Raw genomic sequence first — 12,010 nt, 5'->3', positions numbered from 1 at the left:
CAGTTGAATGAACACCCTTCTCACGTTTCTTAATTTTCCTCCGCAATTGGCAGCAGGAGAAACCCCTCGCATCTGTGTAGTTGGTGTGGCCCATGGCAGCACCTATCAAAACAAAAATAGCAGCGGATATGAAACCGCCGCCGACCGGATTCGCGCTTCAAGTCTTGAGGACGCCGACCTCATCGAGAATTGGGACTTCGATCTCGCAGGACCACTATTCAACGGTGGAGATTTGAACTGCATCGACGGCGGCGATATTCCAACAATCATGCGTGACAATGAAGGCAATCGACAGCGAATCGAAGCCAAAGCACGCGAGATACTGGCCTCGTCAGCCATTCCGATACTTATCGGGGGTGATTGCTCCGTGACATCTCCGTTTTTAGCGGCGTTCCAGAGCGATGGTCCTATTTGGGTTTTACAGATTGATGCTCATATTGATTGGCGTGACGAAGTTCAGGGACAACGCTACGGCTATTCCAGCTCCATGCGCCGAGCCAGCGAGATGCCCCATGTCAGCGGTATCGTTCAGGTTGGTCTACGGAGCGTTGGCAGTGCGACAATTGATGACGTCGAAGCAGCGCGCCGGTATGGCAGCCGATTTGTAACCGCTCGCCAGATACACAGCGAAGGCATCCGAGCCGCCATCCGTCACATACCCAAAGGTGTTCGAGTCGTCATAACGCTGGATTGCGATTCACTTGATCCCAGCATCATGCCCGGAGTGGCGGCACGTACTCCAGGCGGCCTGACATACACTCAACTCATAGATCTTATGGCCGGTCTCTCTGGCCACGCGAAAATAGTGGGGTTCAACCTTGTCGAATATTATCCACCCAACGATATTGACGGAATGTCTGCGCTGACCGCCTCTCGTATTGTCGTGAACGCAATTGGATTAGTTATAAGGCAGAATAGATGATCATATTGAACTAAGTCATTACGGAAGCCGAGTTTTGGAGGCGGCCAAGATTGAAAGGTATTGATTTTGCAAACCTTTGGAAAATTCACTTCGTTATTTACCGCGTCTGAAGGTGACGTCCCAGCTTATCTCAAGCTTCTCGGAGCTCATGACGATGCAAGCTCAGCTATAGACCTCATCAAGACGGCTATAGAGGATAGCGGCGATGATGTAGGAAAAGAGATCGGCGATCTATTTCAGCGTCAAAACTGGCGGCCGCAACTCGTTGCCGCATCAGCAATGCTTGCTGGAAAGCTATATCGCGAACTACCGCTATTATGGGCGGCATTGGATCAGCCGTGCTGGACTTCGCCACAACTTGCCGCAGTTGCTTCTCGGTTGGACTCCTCTTTTTTGCAGCAAGCCCGCATTCGCCTGGAAGCAGAGTGTGTGATGAACATGGAGGAGGCGCTTACCATGACGCCGGTCCAACGACATTCGGCCTTAGGTCCCACGTCCTTTGATGGGCATTCTGCCAAAGTGATAGTGACATACGTCACTTTATGTTCCGAGGAAAAAGACGCTGAGACTTGGCTACCTCAGTTGGTTACGCAACCGCACATTCAACGCGCATTAGAATTAAACATAGATAAAGCGGGAGATATCGCGCTTCGTTGGCGCAACAATATGGATAAACTACTAGCGGACCGGTAGAGGCATATTTTATGTCCGCTTCGAAAAGCATTAGAGCTCAAGCGTGTCCGCTCTTCGCCCTGATCGTCTCAAGCAATATCTCAGCCCCTCGCGCACCCGGCGGAACATCCGTTTTCAACCGGTCATGCACAAGCGCAAACCCCTCCAGCATGGCGCGGCGCTGGGTTGTGTCGGAGGACAGGCGTTCGGCCCAGCGGAGCATGGATCCTGCGCGGACGACCTCGTTGAAATACTCGGGAACGACAGCGTAATCGGCAATCAGGTTGGGCAATGCGCCGGTCCAGGTTTTCACCCGCTTGCTGAGCATGGTGAAAATCCAGTCGGTTTTGTAGACGGATACGACCGGTACATTGCAGAGTGCAAGTTCCAGAATGACTGTACCGGATGCGGCGATTGCGGCATCTGCCTGCGTAAAGCAGTGCCATTTGAAATCGCTGTCAGTCCCGATTTCGGGCCGGATATCGCTTGGCCAGGACGCCGCAAGTTCACGCACCCTCGCCTCCTGCCGCGGCACTGTCGGCAGGACGAAACGTGCCGGGCCGTTGCGCTCCACGAAAGCTTTCGCCGCTTGCTCGAATGGCTCCATCAGGCGGGTTGTTTCCGTGGACCGGGAGCCCGGCAGCAGAAGAATCGTTTTTGGCTCATCGGCGCTGGGCAGAGGTCGCTGCGCTCTTTTTTCGCGAACTGCAAGGACGTTCGGATCGACACTCAGCCTATGGCCGACAAATGTGGTCGCGGGGCCGCCGAGGCGGCGCATCGCTTCCGGCTCGAAGGGTAGAAGCGCCAGTACGTGATCGACATAAGAAAGCATCGCCTGTGCGCGGTACTCTTTCCAAGCCCACACGCTTGGGCACACATAATTCACCACCGGCAGGTTTGGCAGTTCTTTCCTCACACGTTTTGCAACGCGGTGCGTGAAATCCGGACTGTCGATGATCAGCAGCGCATCGGGTCTTGCTGCAATTATCGCGTTTGCCGTTTCTTTTATGCGTGAAATGAGTTGCGGAAGTTTCTTCAGAACCTGGGTGAAGCCCATGATCGAGAGTTCCGAGTAATCGAACAGCGAGGTGAGGCCTTCCGCTGTCAGTTGCTCTCCGCCGACGCCGAAGAGTTCCACCCGTCCGCCGTACAGAACTTTCAAGGCGCGGACCAGATCCGCGCCAAGCATATCGCCGGAGACCTCTCCAGCCACGACGGCAAGTTTCAGAACCCGTTCTGTCACATCATGTCTCCCTCAAGAGCCGTATCTATGCCACAGACGAATAACCCTGCGTTGTCTGCAGCCTTCAACATTGCTTCGCGGTCCAGAATGAAGGCCCTGCCCGCTTCCACGGCTATGCCCGCAAGTCCGGCCTTTGCGGCATTGAATACGGTAGATGGACCAATGGTCGGCAGGTCTGCGCGAATATCCTGCTGCGGCTTGCAAAGCTTGACGAGCACGCCCTTGCGGCGTGAAGAAATGCGTCCAGCGGCCCGCAAAGCGGCCACCCGTTCCAGCATACCATCCGTGCCTTCGACACCTTCCATCGCAACGATGCGCCCGCCGACGGAAACCGCGCCCTGCCCGATATCGAGCGCGCCCAGCGTGAGCGCCGCCTTCGCGGCCTTCGCGATGTCCCGGCGGTCATCGTCATTGGGTTTGATGTGACCAAGCGGCCCTGTTGTTGCAAGAAGTGCCGGTGCAATCTCATGCGCGCCGATGACCCTTGCCCCCTGCGCTTCGATGAGACCGATCACCATCTGCAACACCGTATCGTCGCCGCCCGACAGAAGCGTGCGGATGATCGAGGGCATTTTAGCAATCATCTTGAGGTTGGGGCGGATTTCCCGCCATTCCGGGCGGCGCGAAACGCCGCCGGAAAGCACAACGCGGTCTATGCCGTTTGTGCTGAGAAGCTGACCGAGACTTCTGACATCGCCAACGCTGATCGCAGCACTTTCGAACTGCGACCAATCGAGATCAGCTTCGTTTTCCAGGCGGATGATCAGCGGGTTTTCCCCTGCCTCCCGTGCGGCCAGAGCCACATAGTAGGGAAGAAAACCACTACCGGCGATGATTGCCAGACGCTGAACGGCCTGAGACACCGCTTATTTACCGCGGTTGGGCGAAGAAATCGCCCGGTCGCTGGCTGCTGCGATGAAGTCGATAACTTCAAGCGCCTGGCTGCACTCAAGAAACTCTTCGCGAATGGCCGCAGCATTGGAGCGGATGTTGCCTTCGCTCTCGAAAATCTGCTTGAAAGCGCGGCGAACCGTGTGAATATCGGCGCGCTCGATGCCGGATCGCGTCATGCCGACAACGTTGAGGCCACCCAGAATTCCGGGGTTGCCATTCAGCATGCCGTAGGGAATCACATCGTAATTCACAGCTGAAAGACCGCCGATAAAGGCCTGCCGCCCAATGCGGGTGAATTGATGCACGGCACAGCCGCCGCCGAGGATCGCCTTGTCCGCGATATGCACATGGCCCGCCAGCATGACGTTGTTCGACAGAATGATCTCGTTGCCGAGAATGCAATCATGCGCGACATGCGAGTTGGCGAGGAAAAGGTTGTCATCGCCAACCACGGTTCTGCTGCCACCATCGGAGCTACCCGTATTCATCGTCACGCCTTCGCGGATTGTGCAGCGCGCGCCGATATCGAGCGTCGTCTCAGAACCATCATGACGGATGGCCTGGGGCTGGCCGCCAATAACGGCCATCGGGTGAATGACGGTGCCCTCGCCCACCACGGTACGCCCGGTAACGACCGCGTGGTTGAGAAGCTTTACGCCATCCCGCAGAGTTACCTTGGAGCCGACATGCGCAAATGCGCCGATTTCGACATTCTCGCCGATGACCGCACCATCCTCGACAACGGCCAAGGGGTGAATCTTGGCCGTAGCCGCGACCGCACTCATTGCTGATCCTCGGGGATCATCATTGCGCCGATATCGGCTTCCGCAACCAGAGCGCCATCGACCTTGGCTTCGCAGTGGAATTTCCAGACATTGCCGCGCTGGCGCTGCTTCACCACGTGAATTTCAAGCCGATCGCCCGGCACGACCGGCTTGCGGAAGCGGGCATTATCGATCGTCATGAAATAAACGAGATAGCCGCCGCCGTGCTGGTTGCGTGCGCAGATGGCGCCCGCCGTCTGCGCCATGGCTTCTACGATGAGAACACCGGGCATGATCGGGCGATCAGGAAAATGGCCGGTAAATTGCGGCTCATTGACCGTGACATTCTTGATGCCGATGGCTGAATTATCGCCGTCGATCTCGATGATCTTGTCGATCAGCAGAAATGGATAACGATGCGGCAGCAGCTTCATCACTTCAAGGATGTCAGCCGCGCCAAGCGTCGTCTTCGTCTCTTCAGACATTCTTGTCTCCTGTTTTCTTGTCCCTGTCCTCGGCGCGGGCCAGAATATCGGCCATGTCACGCAGGAAATGTTTCATTGGGCGCGCGGGCGTCCCACCATATTTTGCTCCCGCAGGCACATCCGAGACCACGCCGCTCATCGCCGCGATCTGGGCGCCATCGCCAATATTGATATGACCGTTGATGCCAGCCGCACCACCAATCATCACGCCATCACCGATGCGCGTGCTGCCCGCGATGCCGACCTTGCTGACGATGCCGCAATGGCGACCGATTCGCACATTGTGGCCGATCTGCACTTGGTTATCGATCTTGGTGCCTTCACCAATCACCGTGTCATCCATGGTGCCGCGATCAATCGTGGTGTTTGCACCGATCTCGACGTGATCCTGAATGATGACGCGACCGATCTGGACGATCTTGATCATTCCGCGTGGCCCCGGAGCGTAACCGAAGCCATCCTGCCCGATGCGTACACCATTATGGATGATGACGCCATTGCCAAGCAGCGCCGATAAAATGCTGGCACCACCCGCAATCGTGCAATCGCGACCGATCTGAACTTCTGCGCCGATAATGGCGCCAGGGCCAATCCGTGTGCCTGCGCCGATATGCGCATTCGCGCCGATGACGGCAAAAGGTTCAACGATAACGCCCGGCTCAATCTTTGCAGATGGATCGATATGAGCGGCAGAGGAAATGCCGCCATCCTGCGCCGCAACAGCGGAAGGACGCATTGCGGAGGGATGCAGAAGCTCCCCAGCCTGCGCGAAAAGCGTATGGGGATTTTTTGTGATTAGTACCGGAATATGATCAGGAACGAGGCTTCGCAGCGGCGTGTCGCAAATCACGGCTGCCGCATCGCAAGTCGTCAACTCTTCGCGGTTACGGCGAGATAGGGTGTAGCAAAGCTGATCCTGCTTGGCGCGAGACACGGGCGCGATGGATCGCACGAGACGATCACCGGCTGCCTCATCAGACAGTTCCGCCCCAAGACGGTCCGCGATGTCTTTCAATCGCATGCCTTCGTGGGGCGGAAAAAATGCATTGTATTCCATCAAACGGAAACTCCAGAACATTCAAATATGCAGTTCTGGACTGCCGATATCAGAAAGTGTTGGACATGCCAAACCGGAAATTCTGCGTTTCGTCGTAGTCTTCCTTGGCAAACGGCACTGCATAATCTACGCGCAGCGGACCGAATGGCGAAGCCCACATGATGCCGATACCGGCAGAAGCACGGATCGAGCTGTCATCCTGAACGCCCGTCGCATTGGCAACCTTGTTGCCATAGAGCGTACCGGCATCCACGAAGCCTGCAAGACGAAGGCCGAAGTCTTCCGGAACGCCTGGCATCGGTGCGGTAACTTCAGCCGAAGCGGCAAAGTAAGTCGTGCCACCGATTGCATCGTCGCCGATACGCGGGCCGATACCGTCGTTCTTGAAGCCACGGATAACGCGACCACCGATCTTGAACTGATCGAAAACGTAGAGATTATCACCCGTCGGAGCAACGTAACCAGCCTGCGCGGTCAGAGAACCGATGATGTCATACTCGTCAGACAAAGTATGGTAGTAACGTGCCTTACCGTAGATCTTGTAGTACTCAGAATCACCACCAAGACCTGCAAATTCGTTGGTGAGAGCAGCCTGCCAGCCTTCACGCGGCATGTTGCGATCATCAAGAGTATTGTAGCTCAGCGTGTTAGAGATGATGGACTGTGTCCATTCACCGTTATTCTGATCAATCAGATCGACGTAAGGAGAGGCCAGATTTGTCTGGTAGTCACCCTTACCGTCATACTGAATCTGCTTGTACGTGTACTTGAACGTCGTCGCGAGATTTTCGGTGATCGGCGCGGTTACGCGAAGTGCGAAGCCCTGCTCGTCGTAGTTATAGTAGTCTTCGCTCTTGGTCTGGCTCTTGAACAGATCAAAACCGGCAGCAAGGCGATAGCCGAGGAAGTAAGGCTCGGTGAAGGACAGCGTGTAGCTGCGCGCATCATCCTGACCTGCACCAGCGGCCAAGCGGATGTACTGACCACGACCGAGGAAGTTCTTCTCTTCGATGGAGGCTTCGAGCAGCGCACCGTCGTTCTGCGAGTAACCAGCACCGATACCGAAGGAGCCGGTTGCCTGATCTTCTACGTCAACGACGATCACGACGCGGTCAGGAGCGCTGCCCTGCGAGGTGCTGATATTGACCTTGGAGAAGTAACCCAGCGCTTCAAGACGACGCTTTGCAGCGCTGACAACGGTCTGGTTAAACGCATCGCCTTCGCTGATGTCGAACTCGCGACGGATGACATAGTCACGCGTGCGGGTGTTTCCGCGGATTTCGATACGCTCGACGTAAGCGCGCTCACCCTGATCAACGATGTAGGTAACGCCAATGGTGTTGCCTGAAAGGTCACGGTCGCCGCGCGGCGTTACACGGGCAAAAGGATAACCTTCTGCGGCAACGCGCTTGGAAATGGCTTCCATGCTCTGCTGAACTTCCTTGGCGCTGTAATTCGAGCCAGCCTTGGTCTCAACGAGACCCTGAAGCTGCGAACCATCGACGCCCGGAACAGTCGATTCGACGGCGACGTTACCGAATGCGTAGCGCTGGCCTTCATCCACAGTGATGGTGATGGTGTATTCGTTGCTCGCCTCATCGAGGACGGCATTCGAAGAGATTACGCGGAAGTCGGCATAGCCGCGATTGTAATAGAACTGGCGCAGCGCTTCTTCGTCAGCGCGCAGCTTGTCCTCATTATAGACGTCCTTACGTGTCAGGAACGACAGCATGTTGGACTTCTTGGTGTTGATAACGGCAGCCAGACGGCCATCGCTGTAGGCATTGTTGCCGACGAAATCGATGCGCGCGATCTTGGTGCGCTCACCTTCGTTGATCTGGAAAGCGAGGTTTACGCGACCCTGACCTACGGGAACGACCTGAGTCGTAACCTGAATGTCACTACGGCCAATGGCAGCATAGGCATCCTTGATGCGGGCGATATCAGCCGTCACGATCGTCTGATCATACGGGCCGAGAGACTGCGTCTGAACGATGCCCTGAAGCTTGTCGTCCTTGATCTTGCGGTTGCCGTTGAAAACGACCTGATTGACGAGATTGTTCTCGGCGACCGTAACAACGAGAGCGTTGCCGGAAACGCGCATGCTGACATTGGAGAAGTATCCCGTCGCATAAAGGCGCTTTACCGATTCATCGATATCGGAATTCGAGAAATTACGACCTGGAGCGATCGTGATGTTGGAACGAACAGCATCCGCACCGGAGCGTTCAGCACCGCGAACATCAATTCTGCTGACAACAGCCGCATTGGCAACACCGGCAGAAGCAAGCACCCCCACAGCTGCAATCGAAGAAACACCAGCAGACAGCGCAACCGCCGATACCGCGTTCAAAAATCTTGAACCAGCCTTCATTTTCAATTCTTACCTTTTCCCGTTGTCCCTCAGCGGGCAGAACCCGACTCCGGCCATCTGCGTCGTTTTACCTGCTTTTCCTCTACAAGCAAGCCCGACCGTTAATTTCTGTTTACTTCGCAAGCCACCGTGGCTCAATCGCCACTTTGGCATCAAAACAAGGTAAACGCCCTCTTAAAAAAACAGCTCTAAACCGAGGTTTAGCCGATCAAGCTGCTGATATCATTCCAAGTCGCAAACACCATCAGGCTGAAGATCATTGCCAAGCCGATGCGGAAAGCGACCTCCTGCGCGCCGGAACCAAGCGGTCTGCCGCGCACTGCTTCTATCGCATAGAACACAAGATGGCCGCCGTCCAGAATTGGAACGGGCATTAGATTGAGTAGTCCAATGGAAACTGAAAGGACTGCAGCAAGCTGGATAACAGCCGCAACGCCAAGGGTTGCCATCTGTCCCGATGCCTGCGCGACGCGCACCGGTCCGCCCAGCTGATCGGCATTCATGCGCCCGGTCACGAGATTGCCAATATAATTGAACGTCCCCGTGATCACATGGCCGGTTTCGCGAACGCCTTCGACCACGGCTTCGACCGGTCCGTAGGTCACATGGCGGAAATTGCCGCGTGTCTGGTCGGTCACGATGCCGATGATTCCCAGCTCGATCTTGTTGCCGAACTGGTCCGTCGTTTCCGTGCGCGCAGGCGTCATGGGCAGCGAAAGCTCCTGCCCGTTCCGCTCCACGGTCACATCGATCTGCGTGCCAGGACGGATGCTGACATAACGGCGAACATCTTCGAAGGTCGTCACTTTCTCGCCGTCGATGGCGATCAGCCGGTCGCCGGGCATGATACCAGCCGCCTGCGCCGCGCTATCGGGACGCACTTCGGAGACCACGGGATCTGAGATCATGCGGCCATAGATGGTGAAGAGCGTTGCGAAGATGAGAATCGCGAGGATGAAATTGGCAATCGGACCGGCGGCGACGGTGGCTGCTCTTTTCCACAGCTTTGCGCCTGCCAGCGTCTGCGCCCTCTCCTCAAGCGTCAGGCCGGAAAGGCTGTCATTGTCCGGCTTGCTCGATGCATCATCGTCGCCGAAGAACTTGACGTAGCCGCCGAGCGGAATGGCCGAAAGCTTCCAGCGGGTGCCGCGCTTGTCGGTGAAACCGATGAGTTCGGGGCCGAAACCGACGGAAAAGGCGGTCGAGCGAATACCGCACCAGCGCCCTACGAGGTAGTGACCCATCTCATGCACGAAGACCAGCAACGAAAGAACCAGAATGAACGGCACCATATAACCGGTCACAAAACCAACCGCAGCCATGATAGTGTCCATCCCTTACCCGGTCCCTTGTTCTGTTATCGTTTCGCGGCAGGCTCAGAAACCGAGCAGAATGCCATCGCCTGAGCCTGGCACATCGCCGGTTACCGCCGCGTGAACGACAGCAATCAGGAATACGGTAAAGCAGGCGAAAACAAGACCGTCAACCCGGTCCATGAAGCCGCCATGGCCGGGGATCAGGTTGCTGGAGTCCTTCACCTTGAAACGCCGCTTGATGAAGGATTCGAAAAGGTCGCCGATCTGGCTGAAGATGGACAGCGCAAGCGCCAGCAGAACCACCACCAGCGCAACGCGCCCATGATAGGCAAAGGCCACGATACCACCGGCGATGACGCCCGAAACCGTTCCGCCCACAGCACCCGACCATGTTTTGCCCGGCGAAATTGCCGGCGCAAGCTTCGGCCCGCCAATAGCACGTCCAACAAAATAGGCCAGAATGTCGGTTGCCCAGACGATGGCGAAGACGAAGAGCATGGCAACGAGGCCAACCGATTCTTCGCCGCGAATGGCGGCGAGCGAAATTCCACTCAGGCCCGCATAAACGATGCCGCCGACCAGCCACCAGTTTTTTCCGCGCAAAATCGGAAACAAGGCGGCCGTTATGGTAAAGCCGGAAAGAAGCGGCAGATCGAGCGAGCTCTCGCCGAAAATCGTGTTACCGCTCATCACGGCAACGGAGAACCATCCCCAGGCATAGCCTGTCGGGTTGGCGTCGGAAAGTTTCGTGATCGTGCTCCACTCATAATAGATGAGGAGCGCCAAAAGACCCGCGACGATGCGGAACATCAGTCCGCCATACCAGGTGGCCGTCAGAATGATCGCGGCCAGCACGATGGCGGAAATGATCCGCAGCTTCAATTCGCGGCTCATTATGCGCCCGCCAGAGCGACTTGACTGGAAAGCCCGCCGAAACGGCGGTCCCTTGTCATGAATTGATCGATGGCCGAGACGAATATCTGCCGGTTGAAGTCCGGCCAGAACTCTGGAATGAACAGGAATTCGGCATAGGCCGCCTGCCAGAGAAGGAAATTGGAGAGGCGCTCTTCCCCGCTGGTGCGGATTATGAGATCGGGATCAGGCATACCAGCCGTATCCAGCCGCTCGTTGATGGCCTCAGGCGTGATCGCCGAAGCATCGAGACGCCCCGCTGCCACATCCTGCGCCAGAGACGCTGCGGCGCGCGCGATCTCATCGCGAGAGCCGTAGTTGAAGGCGATGACAAGGGTTAGCGCGGTATTATCACGTGTCGTCTGTTCCGCCTCTTCAAGCAGGGAGCGGATATCGTCCTTCAGGCCAGCGCGGTCACCGATGACGCGCACGCGCACATTCTCCTTGTGGAGCTCGGCCAGATCGCGGCGGATGAACGCCTTCAGCAGACCGAGAAGATCCATCACTTCCGATTCGGGACGGCGCCAGTTTTCGGAGGAGAAGGCAAAGAGTGTGAGGTATTTCAGCCCGAACTCGCCCGCTGCCTTCACTGTTTCGCGCACGGCTTCAACACCACGCCGATGCCCCATGACGCGCGGAAGCCCGCGCTGTTTGGCCCAGCGTCCGTTACCATCCATGATGATGGCAACGTGTTCAGGTAATGGGGAACGTGTTGTTTCCGACATCTCAATCCAGTTTAGGCAGTGCGGAGTTGAAAAAAGCAATAGTATGCAGTGACTGGCAGAAAGCCAATCAGACGTGCATGATTTCTTTTTCCTTGTCCGCAAGCAAGCGATCAATTTCCGAAATCGTGTCGTCCGTCATTTTCTGAACCTTGTCGGACTGACCACGGCTTTCGTCCTGCCCGATGTCACCATCCTTTTCGGCCTTTTTTAGACCGTCCATGCCGTCACGGCGGACGTGGCGAATGGCGACCTTGGCCTTCTCGGCATAGTCATGAGCGACCTTGACGAGCGACTTGCGCCGCTCTTCGTTGAGCTCTGGAAGCGGAATGCGCAGGTTCTGACCATCGACAATCGGGTTCAGTCCGAGGTTGGATTCGCGGATCGCACGGTCGACTGCGCCGACCATGGACTTGTCCCAGATGTTGACGCCCAGCATGCGTGGCTCAGGTACGGTGATGTTGGCAACCTGCGACAGCGGAACGCGGGAACCATAGGCATCAACCGTAACCGGGTCGAGAATGTTGGCAGACGCACGTCCCGTGCGCAGCGAAGCGATATCGCTCTTGAACGCGTTGATGGCGCCATCCATGCGGCGCTTGATGTCATTGAGGTCAATACCACTCATTTTCATACTCCGTCAGTTCTG

The 12,010-nt window shown here is 56.5% G+C and carries 12 protein-coding genes; 2 read left to right on the top strand and 10 right to left on the bottom strand.

Features of this window, described 5'->3' with window-relative positions; all coding sequences use genetic code 11:
• Positions 1 to 7: 7 nt before the first annotated feature.
• Together CFBP5473_RS07290 and CFBP5473_RS07285 are read left to right on the top strand one after the other, a co-directional pair.
• A complete protein-coding gene (locus CFBP5473_RS07290; protein WP_027673327.1) occupies positions 8 to 922 on the top strand; it encodes an agmatinase in 915 nt (304 codons plus the stop codon).
• 60 nt (positions 923 to 982) lie between these two features.
• Positions 983 to 1,615 carry a hypothetical protein gene (locus tag CFBP5473_RS07285; RefSeq protein ID WP_027673328.1) on the top strand — a complete coding sequence of 211 codons (633 nt, stop codon included), beginning with the start codon at positions 983 to 985 and terminating at the stop codon, positions 1,613 to 1,615.
• Positions 1,616 to 1,652: 37 nt separating this feature from the next.
• On the opposite strand, the gene CFBP5473_RS07280 is transcribed toward CFBP5473_RS07285, so the two are convergent.
• The 10 genes from CFBP5473_RS07280 to frr all read right to left on the bottom strand — a co-directional run bounded on the left by CFBP5473_RS07280 (position 1,653) and on the right by frr (position 11,989).
• Positions 1,653 to 2,783: a lipid-A-disaccharide synthase gene (locus CFBP5473_RS07280; RefSeq protein ID WP_051441127.1), complete on the bottom strand. Its 1,131-nt coding sequence runs from the start codon at positions 2,781 to 2,783 to the stop codon at positions 1,653 to 1,655.
• Between the two features lie 50 nt (positions 2,784 to 2,833).
• Entirely contained in the window at positions 2,834 to 3,700 is an 867-nt protein-coding gene (locus tag CFBP5473_RS07275; protein WP_027673330.1) for an LpxI family protein, read from the bottom strand.
• Positions 3,701 to 3,703: 3 nt separating this feature from the next.
• Positions 3,704 to 4,516, bottom strand: a complete 813-nt coding sequence (gene lpxA / locus CFBP5473_RS07270; protein WP_027673331.1) for an acyl-ACP--UDP-N-acetylglucosamine O-acyltransferase — start codon at positions 4,514 to 4,516, stop codon at positions 3,704 to 3,706.
• On the bottom strand, positions 4,513 to 4,980 hold the full coding sequence (gene fabZ, locus CFBP5473_RS07265) for a 3-hydroxyacyl-ACP dehydratase FabZ (protein WP_027673332.1): 468 nt from the start codon (positions 4,978 to 4,980) through the stop codon (positions 4,513 to 4,515). The genes lpxA and fabZ overlap by 4 nt, the downstream gene beginning before the upstream one ends.
• The gene (gene lpxD / locus CFBP5473_RS07260; protein ID WP_027673333.1) at positions 4,973 to 6,037 is read right to left on the bottom strand and encodes a UDP-3-O-(3-hydroxymyristoyl)glucosamine N-acyltransferase; all 1,065 of its coding nucleotides are present in this window, start codon (positions 6,035 to 6,037) and stop codon (positions 4,973 to 4,975) included. Before lpxD ends, fabZ begins: the two co-directional genes overlap by 8 nt.
• A 49-nt stretch (positions 6,038 to 6,086) precedes the next feature.
• Positions 6,087 to 8,411, bottom strand: a complete 2,325-nt coding sequence (bamA, locus tag CFBP5473_RS07255; RefSeq protein WP_027673334.1) for an outer membrane protein assembly factor BamA — start codon at positions 8,409 to 8,411, stop codon at positions 6,087 to 6,089.
• A 200-nt stretch (positions 8,412 to 8,611) separates the two neighbouring features.
• Positions 8,612 to 9,733: an RIP metalloprotease RseP gene (gene rseP, locus CFBP5473_RS07250; protein ID WP_169696878.1), complete on the bottom strand. Its 1,122-nt coding sequence runs from the start codon at positions 9,731 to 9,733 to the stop codon at positions 8,612 to 8,614.
• Between the two features lie 54 nt (positions 9,734 to 9,787).
• Positions 9,788 to 10,621 (bottom strand): phosphatidate cytidylyltransferase, encoded by an 834-nt coding sequence (locus CFBP5473_RS07245; protein WP_027673336.1) that lies wholly within the window; start codon positions 10,619 to 10,621, stop codon positions 9,788 to 9,790.
• Positions 10,621 to 11,364, bottom strand: coding sequence for an isoprenyl transferase (locus tag CFBP5473_RS07240; protein ID WP_027673337.1), 744 nt, complete (start codon positions 11,362 to 11,364; stop codon positions 10,621 to 10,623). The genes CFBP5473_RS07245 and CFBP5473_RS07240 overlap by 1 nt, the downstream gene beginning before the upstream one ends.
• Positions 11,365 to 11,431: 67 nt before the next feature.
• Positions 11,432 to 11,989: a ribosome recycling factor gene (frr, locus tag CFBP5473_RS07235; protein ID WP_027673338.1), complete on the bottom strand. Its 558-nt coding sequence runs from the start codon at positions 11,987 to 11,989 to the stop codon at positions 11,432 to 11,434.
• Between the last annotated feature and the right edge of the window lie 21 nt (positions 11,990 to 12,010).

It is taken from the genome of Agrobacterium larrymoorei (assembly GCF_005145045.1).
Classification (GTDB): Bacteria; Pseudomonadota; Alphaproteobacteria; order Rhizobiales; family Rhizobiaceae; genus Agrobacterium; species Agrobacterium larrymoorei.
The sequence above is the reverse complement of the archived record's forward strand: the minus strand, read 5'-3'. Positions and strand labels throughout refer to the sequence as shown.